This is a genomic window from Paenarthrobacter sp. YIM B13468, from assembly GCF_042788025.1.
GTDB lineage: Bacteria > Actinomycetota > Actinomycetes > Actinomycetales > Micrococcaceae > Arthrobacter > Arthrobacter aromaticivorans.
In genome coordinates this window covers 382,811-404,668 of record NZ_JBHZPI010000001.1, presented here as the reverse complement: position 1 = coordinate 404,668, position 21,858 = coordinate 382,811, and the positions used below count along the sequence as shown (strand labels likewise).

General features: G+C 62.0%; 13 protein-coding genes and 1 riboswitch. Of the genes, 4 read left to right on the top strand and 9 right to left on the bottom strand.

Translation table 11 applies throughout. From position 1 onward, the window contains the following. Positions 1 to 6 precede the first annotated feature (6 nt). The 3 genes from ACFX4T_RS01810 to ACFX4T_RS01800 form a co-directional block, all read right to left on the bottom strand. Positions 7 to 459, bottom strand: coding sequence for a hypothetical protein (locus ACFX4T_RS01810; protein WP_223946306.1), 453 nt, complete (start codon positions 457 to 459; stop codon positions 7 to 9). A 106-nt stretch (positions 460 to 565) separates the two neighbouring features. After that, positions 566 to 1,438, bottom strand: a complete 873-nt coding sequence (locus tag ACFX4T_RS01805; RefSeq protein WP_216923848.1) for a VOC family protein — start codon at positions 1,436 to 1,438, stop codon at positions 566 to 568. Positions 1,439 to 1,515: 77 nt separating this feature from the next. Next, a complete protein-coding gene (locus ACFX4T_RS01800) occupies positions 1,516 to 2,598 on the bottom strand; it encodes an amidohydrolase family protein (protein WP_216923849.1) in 1,083 nt (360 codons plus the stop codon). 84 nt (positions 2,599 to 2,682) lie between these two features. Then, a riboswitch (TPP riboswitch) is annotated at positions 2,683 to 2,790 on the top strand. On the opposite strand from ACFX4T_RS01800, the gene thiC reads away from it, so the two are divergent. Further along, on the top strand, positions 2,786 to 4,633 hold the full coding sequence (gene thiC, locus ACFX4T_RS01795; protein ID WP_275963194.1) for a phosphomethylpyrimidine synthase ThiC: 1,848 nt from the start codon (positions 2,786 to 2,788) through the stop codon (positions 4,631 to 4,633). (Overlaps the previous riboswitch by 5 nt.) On the opposite strand, the gene ACFX4T_RS01790 is transcribed toward thiC, so the two are convergent. Beyond that, on the bottom strand, positions 4,616 to 5,338 hold the full coding sequence (locus ACFX4T_RS01790; RefSeq protein ID WP_377650587.1) for an alpha/beta fold hydrolase: 723 nt from the start codon (positions 5,336 to 5,338) through the stop codon (positions 4,616 to 4,618). The two genes, thiC and ACFX4T_RS01790, sit on opposite strands and share 18 nt — an antisense overlap. A 106-nt stretch (positions 5,339 to 5,444) precedes the next feature. Beyond that, positions 5,445 to 7,022, bottom strand: a complete 1,578-nt coding sequence (ffh, locus tag ACFX4T_RS01785; RefSeq protein WP_216923851.1) for a signal recognition particle protein — start codon at positions 7,020 to 7,022, stop codon at positions 5,445 to 5,447. Between the two features lie 172 nt (positions 7,023 to 7,194). Between ffh and ACFX4T_RS01780 the strand changes: the two genes are divergently transcribed. Continuing rightward, entirely contained in the window at positions 7,195 to 8,595 is a 1,401-nt protein-coding gene (locus tag ACFX4T_RS01780) for a glucose-6-phosphate dehydrogenase (RefSeq protein WP_216923852.1), read from the top strand. Positions 8,596 to 8,688: 93 nt separating this feature from the next. On the opposite strand, the gene ACFX4T_RS01775 is transcribed toward ACFX4T_RS01780, so the two are convergent. Both ACFX4T_RS01775 and ACFX4T_RS01770 read right to left on the bottom strand, forming a co-directional pair. Then, positions 8,689 to 9,027, bottom strand: coding sequence for a P-II family nitrogen regulator (locus ACFX4T_RS01775; RefSeq protein WP_017199639.1), 339 nt, complete (start codon positions 9,025 to 9,027; stop codon positions 8,689 to 8,691). Further along, complete coding sequence (locus tag ACFX4T_RS01770) at positions 9,024 to 10,355, bottom strand: ammonium transporter (RefSeq protein ID WP_216923853.1); 1,332 nt, start codon at positions 10,353 to 10,355, stop codon at positions 9,024 to 9,026. Before ACFX4T_RS01770 ends, ACFX4T_RS01775 begins: the two co-directional genes overlap by 4 nt. Positions 10,356 to 10,582: 227 nt before the next feature. Between ACFX4T_RS01770 and ACFX4T_RS01765 the strand changes: the two genes are divergently transcribed. Beyond that, complete coding sequence (locus ACFX4T_RS01765; protein WP_377650586.1) at positions 10,583 to 11,812, top strand: MFS transporter; 1,230 nt, start codon at positions 10,583 to 10,585, stop codon at positions 11,810 to 11,812. Positions 11,813 to 11,866: 54 nt separating this feature from the next. Here ACFX4T_RS01765 and ftsY read toward each other — a convergent pair whose 3' ends face one another. Both ftsY and smc read right to left on the bottom strand, forming a co-directional pair. Further along, positions 11,867 to 13,075, bottom strand: coding sequence for a signal recognition particle-docking protein FtsY (ftsY, locus tag ACFX4T_RS01760; RefSeq protein ID WP_216923855.1), 1,209 nt, complete (start codon positions 13,073 to 13,075; stop codon positions 11,867 to 11,869). 20 nt (positions 13,076 to 13,095) lie between these two features. Continuing rightward, complete coding sequence (smc, locus tag ACFX4T_RS01755) at positions 13,096 to 16,680, bottom strand: chromosome segregation protein SMC (protein WP_377650585.1); 3,585 nt, start codon at positions 16,678 to 16,680, stop codon at positions 13,096 to 13,098. Positions 16,681 to 17,048: 368 nt separating this feature from the next. Between smc and ACFX4T_RS01750 the strand changes: the two genes are divergently transcribed. Further along, positions 17,049 to 21,791, top strand: coding sequence for a DUF4082 domain-containing protein (locus ACFX4T_RS01750; protein WP_377650584.1), 4,743 nt, complete (start codon positions 17,049 to 17,051; stop codon positions 21,789 to 21,791). Positions 21,792 to 21,858 lie beyond the last annotated feature (67 nt).

The window sequence follows — 21,858 nt, the reverse complement described above, 5'->3', positions numbered from 1 at the left end:
CAACGGTCAGACAGACCAAACGTAGAGCCCTGACCGCTCCGCCTTTTCCACGTCAGTGGCCAAGGCGGCCAACTGCTGCACGTATTGACGCGATTCGTCCGCACCAAAAGGCATGTCGTCCTGAGCCGCCCACGCCGCAGCGACGTCGTCAAGAACGTTCCCGTCGCCTTCGCTTTCATACGTCAGCAACTCGGCCAGCGCCCTCACCATCGCCTCCGGAACACCAAGGAGGGCGTCGCTGGTGACATCCACCAGCGCCAGTTCGTAGTCTGCGCCGGCAGCGTGGACGGCTTTACCCGCAAGGTCACCCAATTGTTCGACCTCAAAGTCGGTGATGCCATCGATCCTGACGGCGGGGCCGGTAACGTCAGCGCCCCGATCCAAGGCAGCTGCCCTCTTGAGTGCTTCATCGTGGGTGGCTACAAAAATTTCGGCAAAGCCCATGGAGAGTGCTCTCATTCGTTCGTGCTGACGGGGCGGCGGCAAGGCCCAAGGGGGCAAATACCGTCAATGCCCAGCCTAATGCAGTCCCTGCCCATGCTCGCGGAAGCCAGCGCGAGGATGCTTAGCGCACTGCCACGCGCAGCTTGTTGCGCCAAGGGTCTTCGAACTGAAGCTCCAGGCCCGTATGGTGGTTCGCCACGGACGCAACTTTCAGCCGGTCAGCCAGTGCAGCGACGTCATCCGCGGACGGCACCTCGATCAAGACTTCGCCCAGGCCCAGAGTGTCCTTTCGGGGTCCAGCCCCTCGGCTGTTCCACACGTTCATCGCCATGTGGTGGTGGTACCCGCCGGCAGATACGAACAACGCCTGCCCGTGCCAGCCCGCCGTCCTCTCAAAACCCAGCGTGTCCACATAAAAATCCTGGGCGGTCTGCACGTCACCTACCTGAAGGTGCACGTGCCCGACGCCGGCTGCGGCTTCCCGCTGGCCAGTCACGGCGGCCTCACTCAAGTGTTGCTGGAGGAAACGCTGGGGCGGCAAGGCAACATTGTCCATCACCACGGTCTTGCCATCCCACTGCCACACATCGCGCGGTTTGTCGTAATAGAGCTCGATGCCGTTGCCTTCCGGATCAGTGAAGTAGAACGCTTCGCTCACCAAATGGTCAGCACTGCCTACAAAGGCGCGCGGTTCATACTCTGCCGCAGTGGCGATGGTGGCCGCCAGGGAAGGCTGGTCCTGGAACAGGATGGCCGTATGGAAAAGCCCCGCTTCCCCACGGCCTGGAATCTGCAGGCCGGCAGCGGGAGCGAGGTGGACTACAGGCTTGCCCAAGCGCCCGAGGTACAGCCCGCCATCCTGCTCGGCCACGATCTCCAAGCCCAAGGCACGCTGATAGTAGTCACTCATTACCCTCATATCGCCGACCTTGAGCATGACGGTGCCCATGGTGAGTTCGGCAGGAAGGAGATCCTGGTTGGATATCGTCGTCATGTGAAGCTCCCGGTTCATAGATGGCCGCCCTTCGGCACGTTCTACTTATCTAAATTACTTGAAGCTTCAATTTATTCCTAGTAGACCAGTTTTCCGCGCAGGACTACATGCTTCAGGCTTGCCACAGTTGCGAGGTTCTTCCTGGGATCATCCCGGCACAGCACGACGTCGGCACTTGCCCCTTCGCTGATGCCCTCGGCTCCGAGCCACTTCCGTGCGCCCCATGTGGCGGCGCCCAGAACGGCAGTGGGCGGCAGGCCGGCGTCGTGCAGTTCCTTCATTTCGTCAGCGATCCTGCCGTGCTTGATCACGCTCCCTGCGTCAGTTCCCGCATAGATGGAAACACCGGCTTGGTAGGCCTCCAGCACCCGTTCTCGGCGCCGCTCCCAAAGCCGGGTCATGTGCTCGGCATAGACCGGAAACTTAGGTGCGGCCTGGGCGGCGATATCCGGAAAAGTCGCGATGTTTACCAACGTAGGAACAATCGGGACAGACTGCTCCACCAGGCGGGGAATATGCCGGGGCAAAAGGCCGGTTGCATGCTCAATGCAGTCAATCCCGGCGTCGAGCATGTCATCAATGGTGTCTTCAGCGAAGCAGTGGGCCGTCACCCTGGCCCCTTCGTCGTGGGCGGCGGCGATGGCATCCCTTACGACGTTCGCGGGAAACGAGGCGGAGAGGTCACCGGCACCGCGATCGATCCAGTCGCCCACTAGTTTCACCCAACCGTCCCCGTCCCGGGCTTCCTTACGGACTGTCTCCACCAGCTCGCCCGGCTCCACTTCGTGGCCCAAGCCACGCAGGTAACGCCGGCTCCGGGCGATGTGGCGTCCGGCACGAAGCAGCCGTGGGAGGTCCTCCCGCCGCTGAACCCAACGTGTATCGCTTGGCGAGCCGGCGTCACGGATCAACAATGTGCCGGCTTTTAGGTCCGCCTGTGCCTGGGCAAGAGTTGTTTGCTCATCAACCGCCCCGCCGACGCCAAGTCCAATATGGCAATGGGCGTCTACAAAACCAGGAAGGACCCACCCCTCCAGTGTGGAATCGGGCGCGGCAACGGGACGGTCGAACGTCAGTTTGCCATCAACGGACCACAGTCCGTGTCGTTGCTCGTCTCCTGCGACAAGCACAGGACCGGTGAATTCGATGATGTTGGCCATGGCAAAAGCCTAATCTGCCAGGCATGGGCCAATCCTCACGACCGGGTGTGACTGGGACGCCGATCGGAGCTGTGGTAGCTTCGTCTACGACCACACGGGGGCCCCTGCAGGGGCTGAGATCGGACTGAAGCAGTCTGCGACCGTTGAACCTGTCCGGGTAATGCCGGCGAAGGAAGTGAGTAATCCTTTGAGCACCACCAAAACACAGCACAGCTCTGCCGAAAACCAGACCAACACCAGCGAAAAAGCGGCGGAAACCGTCACGCAGTCGCTGAAGTCCCATTCGTTGGCCTGGTTGGAAGACCCGGCAAATGGTATCCGGGTCCCCGTTACGGAGATTGCGTTGGAGCCCTCCCCCAACGGTGAGGCCAACGAACCACTGCAGGTATACCGAACTGCCGGACCGGGCAGCGACCCCGTGGTGGGCCTGGAACCGTTCCGCACCGGATGGATCGAAGCCCGGGGAGATACCGAGGCATATTCCGGGCGGGAGAGGAACCTGCTCGACGACGGCAAATCAGCGGTACGCCGCGGTGCAGCATCCCAGGAGTGGAAGGGGGCGCAACCGGTGCCCCGCCGCGCCGTCGAAGGTAAGACGGTCACCCAGATGCACTATGCAAAGCAAGGCATCATCACGCCGGAAATGCAGTTTGTCGCACTGCGTGAGAATTGTGACGTCGAACTGGTACGCAGCGAAGTGGCTGCCGGGCGCGCCATCATTCCCAACAACATCAACCACCCGGAATCCGAGCCCATGATCATTGGCAAGGCCTTCTTGGTCAAAATCAACGCCAACATCGGAAACTCGGCCGTCACCAGTTCCATCGCCGAGGAAGTTGACAAGCTGCAATGGGCAACCCAGTGGGGTGCCGACACCGTCATGGACTTGTCCACTGGCGACGACATCCACACAACCCGCGAGTGGATCATCCGCAACTCCCCCGTTCCGATCGGCACTGTACCCATCTACCAGGCCCTGGAGAAGGTCAACGGCGAAGCCAACAAGCTCACGTGGGAAATTTTCCGGGATACCGTCATCGAGCAATGCGAACAGGGCGTTGACTACATGACAATCCACGCCGGAGTGCTCCTGCGGTACGTGCCCTTGACGGCAAACCGTGTGACAGGAATCGTCTCCCGCGGCGGCTCGATCATGGCGGGGTGGTGCCTGGCGCACCACGAGGAGAACTTCCTCTACACGCATTTTGATGAGCTCTGCGAAATCTTTGCCAAGTACGACGTCGCCTTCTCGTTGGGCGACGGCCTGCGTCCCGGCGCCACAGCCGATGCCAACGACGCCGCGCAGTTCGCTGAGCTCGATACGCTTGCCGAGCTGACCCAGCGCGCTTGGGAATTTGATGTGCAGGTGATGGTTGAAGGACCCGGGCATATTCCCTTCCACTTGGTCCGCGAGAACGTGGAACGCCAACAGGAACTCTGTAAAGGTGCCCCCTTCTACACCTTGGGACCGCTGGTCACGGACGTTGCTCCTGGCTACGACCACATCACATCGGCAATCGGTGCAACGGAAATTGCGCGCTATGGCACGGCCATGCTCTGCTACGTGACGCCCAAAGAACACCTTGGACTGCCAAACAAGGACGATGTGAAGACCGGTGTGATCACGTACAAGATCGCAGCGCACGCAGCGGACCTCGCCAAGGGACACCCGGGCGCAAACGAACGCGACGACGCTTTGTCCAAGGCCAGGTTCGAGTTCCGTTGGCGCGACCAGTTCGCACTGTCCCTGGACCCGGTTACCGCAGAAGCCTTCCACGACGAAACACTTCCCGCCGAACCTGCCAAGACCGCGCACTTCTGCTCGATGTGCGGACCAAAATTCTGCTCGATGCGCATCAGCCAGGACATCAGGGACGAGTTCGGTTCGGCCGACGCGCAGGCCGCCATTGCCGGTATATACGACGGCATGCGGGAAAAGAGCGAAGAATTCCTGGCGTCGGGTGGCAAGGTGTACCTGCCTGAGCTGCAGCTTCCCACTACCCGGACGGCGGAGACTTCAGGAAACCTTAACTGACCTCGTCCGGACAACATCGGCAACAAAAGAGCGAATAATCCGGTCTCCATCCACTGAATCCTGGGGCCGGTGCCCTCCAGCTGCTACGCGGCGGAGGGCACCGGTGTCCTCCAGGTACCCTGCGATTTCTTCGTACAGTGGTTCCCACCCGCCCGTAAGGACAAGGGTAGGTACGCCAGGAACGATGTGCAGGGATGCCTCCCAAGGAGGTGCCTGCAGCCGGAGGCGGCGTGCGGAACGGCGCGCTTCGGGCGTGTCCAGCCCGCTGGCTTCGGCCGAAAAAGCACGCCTGAAGTATTCGCGTTCGTAGTCGGCGTCCTTAAGCTGGTTCCGCACGTCAAACAGCGGTTCCATGAGCGAACGATGGAATGTCGTGGCAGGCAGCTCGGCTGTCAGGGATAAACAAGCCGGTTCAACCAGTGTCAGTGAATGCACCAGGTCCGGGCGTTCAACTGCTGCGAGCATGGCGGAGATTGCACCTTGCTCATGCGCCACCACATGGCCGCCACCAGAATCCACCAGCGAAGCAACCACGATGCCGACATCCGCAGCTACGTCGGATTCCATGGGTTCAGCCACGGGATCAAAGCCGTGCCGGCGGAGGAACAGTGCGTCATATGACAGGGCCATGCCGTGCTGCTTGGGCCATGCCGAGGCGCCAAAACTCCCCAGTCCGTGGACGAAGACTACGCGCTGCTTGTGCATGGATTCACCCTAGTCCAGAGCCCTGACATCCCCGCCAAAAAGCAGTTGGCGCCGTTATGGGAATTCACAACGGCGCCAACTGTCACAGTGAGTCGGAGGTTCCGGGTTACTTGCCCAGGAACTTCTCGAAGCCCTTGGGGAGGTTCAGCGTGGACGGATCGAAGTCCGCAGCGCCCTGACCGAACGCCGCTCCCGTGGGGGCTGCCGAGGCCGCATTGGCCCGTTTGGCCTCGGCGTCCCGGAGTTCCTGGGCTGCCTTTGCGGGGTTGCCGGAGCGCGCCTTCTTCTTCGGAGCGTTTTTGCCGCCCTTGCGGCCTCCGCCGGGGCCACCCATTCCCGGCATGCCCGGCATACCGGGCATACCGCCCTGGGCCATCTTCTTCATCATTTTCTGGGCTTGGGCGAAGCGCTCCAGGAGGCCGTTAACCTCGGAGACGTGCACACCTGAACCCTTTGCGATGCGGGCCCTGCGGGAGCCGTTGATGATTTTGGGAGCTACGCGCTCGTGCGGCGTCATGGACCTGACGATCGCCTCAACGCGATCGATTTCGCGTTCGTCGAAGTTCTCCAGCTGCTGGCGGATGTTTTGGGCACCCGGCATCATCATGAGCATCTTCTTCATGGAACCCATGTTGCGGATCTGCTGCATCTGGGCGAGGAAGTCATCCAGGGTGAAGTCTTCCTGGTCGGCGAACTTCTTCGCCATCCGGGCAGCTTCGTCCTTGTCCCAAGCCTTCTCAGCCTGTTCGATCAAGGTCAGTACGTCACCCATGTCCAGGATGCGCGAAGCCATCCGGTCCGGGTGGAAGAGTTCGAAGTCGTCCAGGCCTTCACCAGTGGATGCAAACATGACCGGCTTACCAGTGACGGACGCAACGGAGAGCGCGGCACCACCGCGGGCATCGCCGTCGAGCTTGGACAGCACGATGCCGGTGAAGTTGACGCCTTCATCAAACGCCATGGCCGTGTTGACGGCGTCCTGGCCGATCATGGAGTCGATGACGAAGAGGACTTCGTTCGGGATGATCGCCTGACGGATCCTTCGCGCCTGGTCCATCATCTCGGCATCAACGCCGAGGCGGCCCGCGGTGTCAACAATCACGACGTCGTGCAGCTTCTGGCGCGCTTCTTCCACACCGGCACTGGCAACCGCCACAGGGTCACCGGCCGGGTGGTCCAGCTCGGAGGTTGCTCCCGGGTGCGGCGCGAAGACAGGGACGCCTGCGCGCTGGCCGACAACCTGAAGCTGCGTTACGGCGTTGGGCCGCTGGAGGTCGCAGGCAACCAGCATGGGGCTGTGGCCCTGCGCCTTAAGCCACTTGGACAGCTTGCCAGCAAGGGTGGTCTTGCCTGCACCCTGGAGGCCGGCCAGCATGATGATGGTGGGGCCGGTCTTGGCCAAGCGGATGCGCCGTGTTTCACCGCCGAGGATCTCCACGAGTTCCTCGTTGACGATCTTGACGATCTGCTGGCTCGGGTTCAAGGCACCGGAAACCTCGGCGCCAAGAGCCCGCTCGCGAATGCGGGACGTGAATTCGCGGACCACCGAAACGGCAACATCCGCGTCCAAAAGGGCACGGCGGATCTCCCGGACGGTGGCATCGACATCAGCCTCGGAGAGGCGGCCCTTGCCACGGAGGTTCTTGAAGGTTGCTGTCAACCGGTCAGAGAGTGAATTGAACACGCGCCGTGCACTTCTTTCGATGGTCTGCGATTGGCGGCCAGTGCGGCACGCCAGAGTCTTGACTTATTCTTGCCCCAAACAAATTTGCCTCAACCCCAACAAATCCGTGTCAACCAAGGGACTCGACTATCTAGGGTACCAAGTCGCACCTGCAAGATGGCATGCTGGCACAGTGACCAGCAAAACAACTGTGAAAACGTTGCTCATCCTCGGCGCGTCCGGGGACCTTACAGGCAGGCTGCTCCTCCCGGGACTGGCAGGGCTTATAGCCACGGGTCGGGCGCCCGGGTTGCGACTGGTGGGGGCCGGGTCCGACCCCTGGACGCCGGAGCAATGGCAGGAACGCGTCCATGGAGCATTTGCGGCCGCGTCAAAGACCGCCGATGCAAATGGACGCAACGCCTTGGCAGCTGTGGCCGGATCCACCGAATACCACCAAGTGGATGTCACTACCGACGGGCCCTTGGCGGACCTCTTGGCTCGCCTGGAGGGACCCATAGCCATCTATTTCGCCCTGCCGCCCCACATCAGCCAGAAAGCGTGTGAAGTCCTCCGTCGCGAGCAAATGCCCGCTGGCACCCGCCTGGTGATGGAAAAGCCCTTCGGTTCCGGAAGCGAATCTGCACGCGAACTCAACCAAACGCTGGCCACTCTCGTGCCTGAGGACCACATCCACCGAATGGACCACTTCCTGGGCAAGGCCACTGTCCTGAATATCCTCGGCTTGCGGTTCGCCAACCGATTCCTTGAGCCTGTGTGGAACCGCGACCACATCGAAAAGGTGGAAATCGTCTTTGACGAGGACCTCGCCCTTGAAGGACGGGCCCGTTATTACGACGGCGCCGGTGCGTTGCGTGACATGATCCAGAGCCATTTGCTGCACATCATGGCGTTCATCGCCATCGACGCGCCAGCCAGCATCAATGAACGTGACCTCCGCGACGCCGTGGCTACGGTCTTGAGGGCCAGCAGTATCAAAGCCCCTTACCGCGATTCAACGCGGCGGGCGCGCTACACGGCAGGAACGCTCGGGGAACGGACAGTGCCGGATTACACCGCCGAGGAAGGCGTTGACCCCTCACGCAACACCGAGACACTCGCCGAAGTCCGGGTGGACATTGATAACTGGCGGTGGGAGGGAGTTCCCTTCCTCCTGCGCTCCGGCAAGGCCTTGGGGCGCCGGAGGAAGGAAGCCGTGATCACCTTCCGGCCAGTACCGCACCTGCCCACCGGCTTCTCCGGCGTGGACTCCCCCAACCAACTCCGGATTGGGTTCGGGCCAGACACCCTCCAACTCGACGTCGATGTCAACGGTCCAGGCGACATCTTCGCCTTGGACCGGGCCAGCCTCGTCGCAGAGCTGTACGCGACAGACATGCTTCCGTACGGTGAAGTACTTGAAGGCGTACTCACGGGCGATCCCTTGCTCTCCGTCCGAGGCGACACAGCCGAGGACTGCTGGCGGATCATTGAGCCCGTCCTTCGGGCTTGGGAACGGGATACAGTCCCCTTGGAGGAGTACGACGCCGGTGGCGCCGGGCCGGCGGACTGGCCCACCGCCGTCGTAGGTTAGGCCGGGCGACCCTCATAGGGCGTTAGGAAACCGTCCAGACATGAAGCGGGCCGGATACCTGAGAGGTATCCGGCCCGCTTTATTTATTAGGACTTAGATAGCGGCAGCGCCGCGCTCCCCGGTCCTTACTCGAACTGCTTCGTAAACATCCACGGTCCAGACCTTGCCGTCTCCGGCCCGGCCGGTGTTCGAGCTTGCGATCAGGACATCCAGGATGTCGTCTGCTTGCTCGTCCGTGGCAAGAACCTCAATGCGAATCTTTGGCAACAGGTCCACGTTGTATTCGGCTCCGCGGTACACCTCGGTGTAGCCACGTTGCCGGCCGTAGCCGCTTGCTGCGCTGACCGTCAAGCCTTGGACGCCGTACGCTTCCAGGCCTTCCCGGACTGCTTCAAGCTTTTCCGGGCGGACAATCGCTGTGATGAGCTTCATGCCTGGACACTCTCCTTGCCTTCTGCGGGCGTCTTGGCTGCTGCGGACTCAGACTTTCCGGTCATGGCCTCGTGCAGCGGCTGGAAGCTGCCACCGTGGCCATTGACACCGAACTCGTAGGCCGTTTCGGCGTGGAGGCTGAGGTCAACACCCACGTTCTCCTGCTCCGTGGAGACCCTGAAGCCCATGGTCTTGTGAATGGCAATGGCGATTATGGCTGTCATGACTGCCGAGAAGGCAATTGCGACTCCGGCAGCTGCGAGCTGGGCCCACATCTGGGTCATACCGCCACCGTAGAAGAGACCACCGGCAGTGACGCCTTCGCTTGGGGTGGCGATGAAGCCCAATGCCACGGTGCCGATGATGCCCGACACGAGGTGGACGCCGACAACATCCAGGGAGTCATCGAAGCCCCAGCGGAACTTCAAGCCGACTGCCAGGGCTGAAGCGACACCGGCTACAACACCGAGTCCAAGGGCACCCACCGGGCTGACATTGGCGCAAGCGGGAGTAATGGCAACCAGGCCTGCAACTACACCGGAAGCTGCACCCAATGAAGTGGGGTGCCCATCGCGGATGCGTTCGGTGACGAGCCAGGCGATCATGGCGGCGGCGGGGGCCGCCAGCGTGTTGATCCAGATGAGGCCAGCCTGTTCAGCAGTGGCTGCTGCACCGCCGTTGAAGCCGAACCAACCGAACCAGAGGATGGCTGCACCGAGCATGACGAACGGAATGTTGTGCGGGCGGTGGTTCGGGTCCTTGCCGAAGCCGCGGCGGTTACCAATGATCAGAACGAGGACGAGTGCTGCAACACCTGCGTTGATGTGCACGACGGTGCCGCCTGCGAAGTCAATGGCCGGGCCGAGGGCCTTGCCGATGGCTCCTTCAGCGCCGAACAAGCCGCCACCCCAAACCATGTACGCCAGCGGCGCGTAGACGAGGGTGACCCACACTGGAACGAAGAGGCTCCAGGCGCCAAACTTGGCGCGGTCTGCGATGGCACCGCTGATAAGGGCAACCGTAATGATGGCGAAGGTGGCCGCATAGCCGACCTTGATCAAACCATCGGGAGTGCTGATGCCTTCAAGGCCGAAGGTGGCAAACGGATTGCCCACGATCTCCATGAAGCCTTCGCCGGAGCTCATCGACGAGCCCCACAGCACCCAGACAACACCCACGATGCCGATGGAGATGAAGCTCATCATCATCATGTTCAGTGCTGCCTTGGCGCGGGTCATGCCGCCGTAGAAGAATGCCAAACCGGGAGTCATGAACAGCACGAGTGCCGCCGCCACCATGACCCATACGTGACCTGCGGTAAGTTCCATGGTGCACGTTCCTCTCTTGCTAGATCTGCGGTTCAACCGCGGTCTGACGCCGTTTTGCGTCCTGCTTAAGATTTTTGTGCCACCGTGTTTCGCCTGCGCAGGTTTTACATTGCGGGCTCGTTACAACAACCTCCCCAACGTAAATGGTGCATATCCCCGTTGTTACGGATATGTTTCATGCGTCACACTTCCCCGAAAACAGCCAGAATTTGAAGGACCCGCACCGCATGACTGAACAGCCCCGATCCGTTGAAGAGCCGAGGATCAGGCCGGAGAAGGAACCACTGCCCCGCGACATCAAGGTGATGTTGGCCGCAGCCTTCCTGATTGCGCTGGGCTTCGGTCTTGTAGCGCCGGTGCTCCCGCAATTTGCCACTACCTTCGACGTCGGTGCCACCGCTGCCGCCGTCATTGTCAGCATCTTCGCTTTTATGCGCCTGGTCTTTGCGCCGGCAGGGGGCTCCCTCATCGGTCGCTTCGGCGAGCGGAACGTGTATGTATCCGGCCTACTGATCGTTGCCGTTTCCACTGCCGCCTGCGCCTTCGCCCAGAATTATTGGCAGCTGCTGATTTTCCGGGGCCTCGGCGGAGCGGGGTCCGTAATGTTTACAGTCGCCGCCATGGGACTGCTCATCCGTTTGGCGCCACCTGAACGAAGAGGCCGGGTGTCGGGCGCGTACGCGTCGGCTTTTCTGATTGGCAGTGTCCTCGGCCCGGTTGTTGGTGGCCTGCTGGCAGGCTTTGGCCTTCGGGTACCGTTCCTTGCCTACGCGGCGGCCTTGCTCGTTGCGGCGCTTGTAGTCCGCACGATGCTCAGCGGCGAGGGCACCTCAGCCCAGGATGGCAGCCCTGCCCCACCCATGACGCTGAAGGAGGCGGTGACGGATTCCGCCTACCGGGCTGCAGTGTTTTCCAGCTTCGGCAATGGCTGGGTGACTTTTGGCGTCCGCATGGCAACCATCCCGCTCTTTGCCGTCGCGGCACTTCACTCGCGGCCGGAGACGGCGGCGTGGGCCTTGGCCGTCTTTGCCGTAGGCAATGCCACAGCTTTGACGTTCTCGGGACGCCTCGCCGACGCCTGGGGAAGGAAGCCCCTGCTGATTTCGGGCCTTGTCATCACTGGCCTCGCCACCGGTGTCATCGGGTGGACGACGGACCTTCCGGCATTCTTCGCCGCTTCCGCTGTGGCAGGTTTCGGCTCCGGTCTGTTGGGCCCCGCGCAACAGGCCGCCGTCGCTGATGTCATTGGCCGGGGCCGCTCCGGCGGAAAAGTACTGGCGGTTTTCCAGATGGCCGCAGACACGGGCGCCATAATCGGGCCCGTTGTAGCCGGCATCCTCGCCGATCGCTTCGGCTACGGGCTTGCGTTTGCCGTCACGGGCGGCGTGCTGCTGCTCACCGCCGCTGGCTGGCTGTTGGCGCGGGAACCGCTTAAAAGCAAAAGTGACTGGCAATAGTGGTTGGTAGAGCGTTGAAGACAACCACTATTGCCAGTCAGTTGGGCGATTGCGCTAGTTAAGAAGGGCGTCCACGAAGCCCTCGGCCTCGAACGGCGCGAGGTCGTCCGGACCTTCGCCGAGACCGATAAGCTTGACGGGCACACCCAGCGACTTCTGGATGGCGACCACAATGCCGCCCTTGGCCGTGCCGTCCAACTTGGTGAGCACAATACCTGTGATGTTGACCACCTCGGCAAAGACGCGTGCTTGATTCAGGCCGTTCTGGCCCGTGGTGGCGTCAAGGACCAGTAGGACCTCGTCCACTTCAGCCAGTTTTTCGATGACACGCTTGACCTTGCCGAGCTCGTCCATCAGGCCGGTCTTGTTCTGCAGACGCCCAGCGGTATCCACCATCACAACGTCGACCTCCTGGTCGATGCCGGCCTTGACGGCTTCGTAGGCAACAGAGGCGGGGTCGGCGCCGTCGATGTCGGACTTGACGGTGGGTACGCCAACACGTTGGCCCCACGTGGCCAACTGCTCAGCAGCTGCTGCGCGGAAAGTGTCCGCAGCACCGAGCAGCACGTCCTTGTCCTCGGCCACGAGCACGCGCGCCAGTTTGCCCACGGTTGTGGTCTTGCCCACGCCGTTGACACCAACAACAAGCACGACGGCGGGTCGGTCAGCTTTGCGCTCGACGTTGAGGGAACGGTCCATGGTGGGATCCACGAGCTTGATGAGTTCTTCACGGAGCATGTCTTTGACATGCTCGGGGCTGCGGGTGCCCAGCACCTTGACGCGTTCCCGGAGGGCATCGACCAATTGCATGGTGGGCTCGGTGCCAAGATCGGCGAGGAGCAGCGTCTCCTCAACCTCGTCCCACACGTTCTCGTCGATCTTGTCCCCGGACAGCAGAGCCAGCAGACCCTTGCCCAGAATGTTGTTCGATTTCACCAAACGGGCGCGGAGGCGGGTCAGGCGCCCTTCCACAGGCGCCGGCGTCTCTACAGCGATGGTCTCCAACCCGGCGGCATCATCCGGAACATCAGCACCTTCGACTCTTCCGTCGAAAGTTGGGGCAGGAGGTGCGATTACGGCATCCGGTCGGTCCTCCACAAGGGTTCCGCTGCCTGCGGCCGATGACTGAGCGGGGTCATTGGCATCCCGCGTTCCAGGGTAGTTGGCGCCGGACTTCCGGGCCTTCATCAGTACCGGCACCAGCCCGCCGACCACGACGAGCGCAGCGACAATGGAAAGAATTATGGGTAGGAAATCGTTCACTCCCCTACCTTCTCATAAAGCTATGCCCCGGCACCGAGCCGTTGGCTGATGACGGTGGACACCCCGTCGCCGCGCATCGTGACGCCGTAGAGGGCATCGGCCACTTCCATGGTGCGCTTCTGGTGCGTGATGACGATCAACTGGCTGGACTCCCGGAGCTCTTCGAAGATCGTGATGAGCCGGCCCAGGTTGGTGTCGTCCAAGGCCGCTTCCACTTCGTCCATGACGTAAAACGGCGACGGTCTGGCTTTGAAGATCGCCACCAGCAGTGCCACAGCGGTGAGTGAACGTTCGCCACCGGAGAGCAGGGACAATCTCTTGATCTTCTTACCTGCCGGCCGGGCTTCGACCTCGATGCCAGTGGTCAACATGTCGTTTGGATCCGTCAGGACCAGCCTGCCCTCGCCTCCTGGGAAGAGCCGCGCGAAGACGCGGTCAAACTGGGCCGAAGTATCGGCAAAGGCTTCGGTGAAGACCTGCTGGACGCGGTTATCCACTTCCTTGATGATGTCCAGCAAGTCCTTCCGGCTGGACTTGAGGTCCTCCAGCTGCGAACTGAGGAACTGGTGACGCTCCTCAAGGGCGGCAAACTCTTCCAGGGCCAGAGGGTTGACCTTTCCCAGTGCCGCCAGTTCCCGCTCAGCCTTTTTGAGCCGTTTCTCCTGCTCCGCCCGGTCAAAGGGAATTCCTTCCACCAGCGGTGCACCCGTTTCGTCCACAGGCGCACGGAGTTCCGCCCACTTGTCAGTGGTTGCGCCGGCTGGCTGAGGGACAAGTTGATCCGGGCCGTAATCTGCAACGAGTTGTTCGGCCGATAGTCCGAGTTCCTCGATAGAACGGGCCTCCAACGCCTCGATTCGAAGACGCTGTTGGGTCCTGGCCATCTCGTCCTTGTGCACGGAGTCGGTAAGTTCGGCGAGTTCCTTTGCGAGGTCATCGTTTCCGGAACGCACGCCGGACAGTTCCTTCTCCAGTTGCTCACACGCTTGCTCGGCAAGGTCGCGTTCATGGCCGGCGAGATCCACTGAGATATCGATGAATCGAAGCACCTGCTCAACTGCCGACACCACTGCACCAGCACGTTGGGCTTGGGCGCGCCGCCTCTGCGCCCGGCGGGCGGCCTCTTCACGGGCCCGCCGCTCTGTGGCTGCTGCACGTTCCAGGGAGGCAGCCCGGCCAGCGATGGCTCCCACTTGTTCTTCGGCGGTGCGAAGGGCCAACCGAGCGTCCATTTCGTTGGAACGGGCCAACCGCGCCTGCGCCGAGAGTTCATCCCGCTGGTCCGTGGATGGTTCCTCATCCGGAGCTTCCTGGGCGGCGGCGAGCCGCTCAGCCGCAACTTCAAGGTCCAACCGGGCTTCTGCGATATTCGCTTCCGCACGCGCCAGTGAAGCCTCCAGGCGTTCGCTTTCACCCACCGCACTGCGAAGAAGTGAGTTCAAGTGCCCCAGGCGCTCTGCCACGGCAGCAAGGCGGGCATCGGATTCATGCAGCCTTTCCAATGCCGCATCAGCCCGGTCCTGGGCTTCGGCGCGACGAGCTTCAGCGCCAGCCAGGGCAAACCGTCCCCGCTCCAAGCGTGCCGTAACTTCGTGGAGCCCGGCCACGGCGTCGTCCACTGCTGCCTGGATCTCCAGCAGGGAGGGCGCCGTGGCTGAACCGCCCTGGACCGTCAGTGCAGTGAAGATGTCGCCTGCACGGGTGACCACCTTGATTTCCGGGTGTCCACCAATCAGCGCTGCCGCACCTGCCGTATCATCGACGACGGCGATCCCAGCCAGCAGGGCCAAGGCACCCTGGGCAGCTGGTTCCGTAACCTTGAGGACGTCCACCGCCCACCTGCTGCCAGCCGGCAGCTCCAAGGGGGACGCCGATTGACCAGCCCCATGGTCGACGTCGGCCAAGAGCAACGCGGCCCTGCCGGCGTCGTCCTCTTTCAACTGTTGGATCGCGGCGACGGCGACAGTGGAGTCCCCGACCACGAGGGCGTCCGATGCAGAGCCCAGTGCCGCTGCTATCGCGGCCTCATAACCGGGCTCAATAGCCAGCATCCCTGCAAGGGGCCCCAGAATGCCCTGGACATCGCCGGAAAGCAGATGCTCCGAGCCGTCCTTGCGATTCAGCCCCAAAAGAAGTGCATCGCGGCGGGCGGTCAGGGCATCCCGCTGGCGAAGTGCTTCCCTTTCTGCGGATTTCAGCTCTTCGATCTCCGCCAGCACGGCGTCCAGGGCCTCGGTGGCATTCTCGTACTCGGCGTCAAGACTCTCTTCGCCATCTTCAACCCCTGCAACCTGCGATTCGAGTGCTGCGAATTCGCTCTGGGCGTGGCGGCGTCGCTCGTTGCCCGCGGCCAGTGATTCGCGGAGGCGGCCACGCTCGGCCTCCGCCGCTTCTGCCCTGGAGCGTGCCGCCGCGACCTGGCCCGCGAGCCTGGCGAGTCCTTCACGACGGTCTGCCGCTGCCCTTAGCATGGCCGTCAGCCGTTTGTCCTCGGCGGCTGCGAGCGCCTCCGCAGAATCCTTAGCCACTGTTGCTTCCAGGAGGGCGGCCTGCTTGGCGAGGATGTCATGTTCCAAGGCGGCCTGTTCGCCGCGGGCCTTCGCCGCCTGGCGTTCCAGTTGTTCGGGGTCCCGGCCCGAGTCCGGCACAGCTTCTGAGGAGCCCAACAGCCGGCGACGCTCGGCTGCGAGGGAGCCCAGCGAGCGGAGCCGCTCACGGCCTGCAGACAGCTGGTACCAGTTGTCCCGTGCTGCGTTGAGCCGGGGGGTTGCTTCCGCTGCTTGCTGTTCCAATGCGGCCTGGCGTCGCCGGCCGTGGCCCAGTTCTGACTCGACCACCTGGCGGCGTTCCTTGAGGGCGGCTTCGTCTGCGACGTCCTGTTCCAGGCTCGATGTCAGTGCAACGAGGTCGTCGGCGAGGAGGCGTGCGCGGGCATCCCTGACATCGAACTGGACTGTTTGTGCACGTCGGGCGATTTCTGCCTGCTTGCCCAGGGGTGTTAGTTGGCGGCGGATCTCTGCGGTGAGGTCGCCAAGCCGGGCAAGGTTGGCCTGCATGGCTTCGAGCTTGCGGACGGTTTTTTCCTTGCGGCGGCGGTGCTTGAGGATCCCGGCTGCTTCCTCGATGAAACCGCGGCGGTCTTCGGGCGTCGCGTGTAGCACGCGGTCCAGTTGGCCTTGGCCCACTATCACGTGCATCTCGCGTCCCAGTCCTGAATCGGACAAAAGCTCCTGGATGTCCAGGAGCCGGCACGGCGCACCGTTGATGGCGTATTCGGAGCCACCTGTCCGGAACAATGTCCGGGAAATGGTGACTTCGCTGTACTCAATGGGAAGCGCGTTGTCCGCGTTGTCGATGGTCAGGGAAACGTGCGCCCGCCCCAAAGGAGGCCTGCCGGACGTGCCGGCAAAGATGACATCTTCCATCTTTCCACCGCGCAGCGTCTTGGCACCTTGCTCCCCCATCACCCATGCCAAGGCATCCACGACGTTGGACTTACCCGAGCCGTTCGGACCGACGACGGCGGTGACGCCGGGCTCGAAGTCGAACGTCGTGGCCGACGCAAACGACTTGAATCCGCGGACAGTCAGACTTTTCAAATGCAAGGCGGTTCGGTTCTCCTGGGTGGCCTGTTGTCAGCCCTTGGGGGGCGGCTGTATCTCCCTAAATCTACTGCCGTTTGGCCGAAATCCATGGATCTGTAACGGGAAAGCCTTGCGGCAAGGATGCCGCGCCCCTACACTCCTGCCAAGGGTTACTTGGCGGATTCGCTCCGGTGATCCGGCTTTGACCTGAAGGTCCCTCGGGTAAAGGCTGGATACGGTCCAGATATTCGGAAACGATCATCCAAGTGCAGGACCCATATTCCATAACTGAAGATCTTGGTTTGACCCTGGCTGGGGAGCGGCAAGCAGGGACCGTGCGCTAAACGCGGACCCATATTCGCAATTGGCGTACCACTCCAGGAGTTCTGATGACCGGTCCTTCAGCTACCCGACCACAGCAAGTCCTCAAAGGCTTCCTCTTGCCTTTGGTGATTGCCATGGTTGCAGCTTTGCTGCCTCTTACTGCCCCGGCGGCCGTCGCAGCGGGACCTTGCGACCCCGGTATGAACCCCGTGGTGTGTGAAAACTCCAAAGCCGGAAGTCCACCTTCAGAGTGGGACATAGCCGGCGCCGGGGATGCCGGGATACAGGGATTTTCCACGGAGATCAGTGTCAACGCCGGGCAGCCGATCAAGTTTAAGATCGATACGAACGCCGCCAACTACACGATCGCCATCTACCGCACAGGCTGGTACGGCGGGAACGGCGCCCGGAAGATTGCCGATGTGACACCCTCGGTACTGCGACAGAACCAACCCCAATGCATCAGCGATCTGACCACCGAACTCTATGACTGCGGCAACTGGGCCGTTTCAGCTACCTGGCAGGTTCCGTCGACAGCCGTCTCGGGCATTTACATAGCTCTTCTCACACGGCCTGACAACGGAGACCAGAGCCACATCACGTTCATTGTGCGAAACGATGGCAACCATTCCGACGTCGTCTTCCAGACCTCCGATACCACGTGGCAGGCGTACAACGGTTATGGCGGTTCCAACTTCTACCAGGGCGCGGCCAACGGCCGGGCCTACAAACTCAGTTACAACCGTCCCATGGATACCCGTGGCGGGATCGGCGGGCGGGACTTCTACTTCGCCAATGAGTATCCGATGGTCCGCTTCCTGGAGCAGAACGGGTACGACGTCAGCTACATAAGTGGTCTGGATACCGACCGCAGCGGCGCCCAGTTGCTTAACCACAAGGTCTTCCTGTCAGTGGGCCACGATGAATACTGGTCCGGCCCCCAACGCGCCGCCGTCACCGCGGCCAGGGACGCGGGGGTAAACCTGCAGTTCCTCTCCGGCAATGAGATGTACTGGCGCACGCGTTTCGAGGCCTCGACGGTTGACGGGGGCGCTGGCCGCACTTTGACCTGCTACAAGGAGACGTGGGCCAACACCAAGAGCGACCCAAGCACCCAATGGACTGGTACGTGGCGGGACCCACGGTTTGCTTCGCAAAGTGCTGGCGCAGGCTTACCGGAAAACGGGCTTTCCGGGACTCTCTATATGTCCAACTACACCGATCTCCCCGTAACCGTATCCGCAGAGGAAGGGAAGACGAGGCTGTGGCGAAATACTTCCCTGACTTCGCTGCCTGCAGGTTCCTCGGCTGCTTTGGCCCCCCACACCATCGGATATGAGTCCAACGAGGACCTGGACAATGGTTTCAGGCCGGCAGGGCTGATCCAGCTGTCCACCACAGTTGGGGACGTTGATCAGTACCTGCAGGATTTCGGCAACACGGTCAAACCGGGCCGCACAACACACCACCTGACTCTGTACCGTGCCCCCAGTGGTGCCTTGGTGTTCTCTGCCGGCAGCGTCCAGTGGACCTGGGGCCTGGACCAGGAACATGATGGCGGCGGCGCAGCGGCCGATCCCCGGATGCGGCAGGCCCAAGTCAACCTGCTCGCAGACATGGGTGCTCAACCCGCTACACGGGCAGCCGGCATAGCCGCCGCAACGGCCAGCACGGATCTGACCGGGCCAACCGTCACCATTGCCGCACCAGCCAACGCTGCCACCATCGCCCACGGAACAAGCGTCACCGTATCCGGTACTGCTTCAGACACCGGCGGCGGCGTTGTGGCCGGCGTCGAGGTGTCAACCGACGGTGGCGCGACGTGGCACCCGGCACAAGGGAAGCAAAACTGGACCTACAACTACATCCAGAAAGGCCTCTCATCGGCCACTGTCCAGGTACGGGCCATCGATGACAGCGCCAACATTGGTGCCACGTCCACCCGGAACCTCACAATCACCGGCCCCTACAGCGTCTTTGGCCAGACTGTCCCCGCCATCCAGGACGCCGGCGACGCCGGGGCCTATGAACTCGGACTGCGGTTCTCACCAACCGTAGATGGTTTCGTCACGGGTGTGAGGTTCTTCAAGAGCCAGGCCAATACAGGAACGCACATCGGTTCACTCTGGAGCAGCTCCGGCGAGCGCCTGGCCACGGCCACTTTCACCAACGAAACAACCTCCGGCTGGCAGCAAGTCCTCTTCAGCCAAGCCGTCCCTGTGGCAGCAGGCCAAACGTACACAGTTTCTTACTGGGATCCGAACGGCCACTATGCCAGCAAGGAATACCAGTGGGCCTACAGCGGTTCAACGGAAGCACCGTTAACAGTTGCCGGCGGCTTCGGTGCCCAGCCTGCGGGCGTCTACAGCGGATCGGGATTCCCGATCGCCAGCCACAACGGCGGCCACTACTTCGTTGACGCTCTTTTCAGCACGGTTGACACCACGCCGATGACGGTTTCCGGACAAAATCCTTACCCGTCCTCTTCCAGCGTTTCCGTCAATACCAAGGTCAGTGCCGTGTTCTCCAAACCAGTCACTGCATCCAGCGTCCAGCTGACGTTGAAGTCCCCCTCCGGGACCGTGGCGGGCACCACCGCGTACGACTCCGCTACGCGTCGGGCGACGTTCACGCCATCATCTGCCTTGGCTTTCAGCACGACGTACACGGCGACCCTCGCCGGCACCGATTCGATCGGCGGATCGGTAACTGCGGGCGGAACCTGGTCCTTCACGACGGCGGCAACCCTGCCGGTCGCCGGGGATTGCCCGTGCAGTCTCTTCGATGACAGCGTTACCCCTGGAATCGCCGAGATCCGGGACGGAGTTCCACTAACGCTTGGCGTGCGTTTCTACAGCGTCAGGGCCGGCGAGGTCACCGGCGTCAGGTTCTATAAGTCGGCCGGCAACACGGGCACCCACAATGGGGCCCTGTACACCGCGGCCGGACAACAATTGGCGACAGTAACCTTCGCCAATGAGAGTGCTTCCGGATGGCAAACAGCGATCTTCGGCCAGCCTGTCCAGATCGCTGCCAACACGCAATACATCGTCTCCTACACATCGCTGACCGGCACATACTCGGCCACCACAAATGGCTTCGGTTCGGGCATGAGTGTTGGGCCCTTGCGGACAGACTCGGATGCTGGTGCTTACACGTACAGCGGAGGCTTCCCCGCTTCCAGTTCAACCGCCAGCTATCTGGTTGACGTGGTCGCCATGATTCCACCGCCCGCCTTCACGGCAAGCGCACAGTCGCCTTTGCCCGGCGCATCCAGTGTCCCGCTGGACACCAAGGTCAGCGCCGTACTGTCCGAAGCAGCCACACCGTCAAGCGTCACGCTTGGAGTGAAAGCAGCCAGTGGCGCCGCCGTAGCCGGAACAACGAGCTATGACCAAACAACGCGCCAGGTGACGTTCACCCCCGCCTCGCCTCTCGCCGCGGGTACGTCATTCACGGCCACTCTGGCTGCAACATCGTCTGCCTCCGGGCAGCAGTTGACTGGTGGCACTTGGACCTTCACCACGGTTCCAGCCCCTCGTGTTCCGGGCTCGTGCCCCTGCACCCTGTACCAGGACAGCGTCACACCGGCGACTGCCGAGGTTGATGATGGTACACCGCTGACGCTGGGCGTCCGCTTCTCCAGCGACACTGCAGGCCAGGTGACGGGCATCCGCTTCTACAAGTCCGCTGGAAACACCGGAACGCATACGGGTTCGCTGTACTCTGGTGCCGGGCAGCTCCTTGCATCGGTCACGTTTACCAACGAGTCCAGTATGGGTTGGCAGACAGCAACCTTCAGCCAACCAGTTAATATTGCCGCTGACACTGAATACGTTGTTGCGTACAAGTCTCCGACCGGCAAGTACTCCTACACCGCCAACGGCTTCGGTGAGGGTCTCACCAGCGGACCCCTGCGAACCGCGTCAGACGCAGGCGCGTACTCTTACAGCAGCGATTTCCCGAACGTGCCCTCCACGGCAAGTTATCTGGTGGACCTGGTGCTCACGGTGCCGGAACCTCCACTGACGGTCACGGCCCAGGTGCCGGCACCGGGCGCTACGGGCATCCCTGCCGACGTCAAACCCTCGATAACGCTCTCCGCTGCTATTCGATCCGGGGCATCGATGACGTTGACTGCCAATGGCGCGTCTGTAGCGGGAACCACCGCGTTGTCAGCAGACAGCAAGACCGTGACGTTTACCCCGACAACGGCCCTGCCCAGCAGCGCGTCAGTATCCGTCAGCGTGACGAACGTGGTTTCGCAACAGGGGCAAACCCTGCCGCCAACCAGCTGGCAGTTCACTACAGCCAGCCCCACCGTGCAACAGTCCACCATCTTTGGGTCGCTCCTACCGCAAGTGGCCTCCGCTTCGGAAACGAAAGCGGTGGAACTGGGGACCGCATTCAGCGTCTCCCAGGCAGGCAACGTGACAGGCATTCGTTTCTATAAAGGCACCGGGAACACCGGTACCCATGTTGGGTCGCTGTGGAACGCGGCCGGCACCCGCCTGGCACAAGTGACCTTCGTCAACGAGACAGCAACCGGATGGCAAACAGCCACACTGTCCACACCAGTGGCACTGGCTACAGGTCAGAGGTATGTAGTCTCCTACCGGGCACCCAATGGCAGGTACTCCTACACCACCGGCTTCTTCAACCAAACGTGGACCAGTGGCGTCTTCACGGCTTCCGGTCCCGATAATGGCGTGTATCGGTACGGTGCCTCTGGGACAATGCCAAACAATTCCTGGAATGCCACGAACTACTTTGTAGACGTGGTCTACTCCATCCAATCCGGCGGCTAGGTCCGCCTCCGAACTGCTGGCGTCCGGCCCCCTGAACTCCAGGGCCGGACGTCGGCATTTAACGTCA

Excerpts from the sequence above, each read along its gene's own strand:
- ACFX4T_RS01770 (WP_216923853.1), bottom strand. The coding sequence starts at position 10,355 with ATGGAACTTACCGCAGGTCACGTATGGGTCATGGTGGCGGCGGCACTC.
- ACFX4T_RS01765 (WP_377650586.1), top strand. The coding sequence starts at position 10,583 with ATGACTGAACAGCCCCGATCCGTTGAAGAGCCGAGGATCAGGCCGGAG.
- ACFX4T_RS01790 (WP_377650587.1), bottom strand. The coding sequence starts at position 5,338 with ATGCACAAGCAGCGCGTAGTCTTCGTCCACGGACTGGGGAGTTTTGGC.
- ACFX4T_RS01810 (WP_223946306.1), bottom strand. The coding sequence starts at position 459 with ATGAGAGCACTCTCCATGGGCTTTGCCGAAATTTTTGTAGCCACCCAC.
- ACFX4T_RS01805 (WP_216923848.1), bottom strand. The coding sequence starts at position 1,438 with ATGACGACGATATCCAACCAGGATCTCCTTCCTGCCGAACTCACCATG.
- ACFX4T_RS01775 (WP_017199639.1), bottom strand. The coding sequence starts at position 9,027 with ATGAAGCTCATCACAGCGATTGTCCGCCCGGAAAAGCTTGAAGCAGTC.
- ACFX4T_RS01750 (WP_377650584.1), top strand. The coding sequence starts at position 17,049 with ATGACCGGTCCTTCAGCTACCCGACCACAGCAAGTCCTCAAAGGCTTC.
- ACFX4T_RS01800 (WP_216923849.1), bottom strand. The coding sequence starts at position 2,598 with ATGGCCAACATCATCGAATTCACCGGTCCTGTGCTTGTCGCAGGAGAC.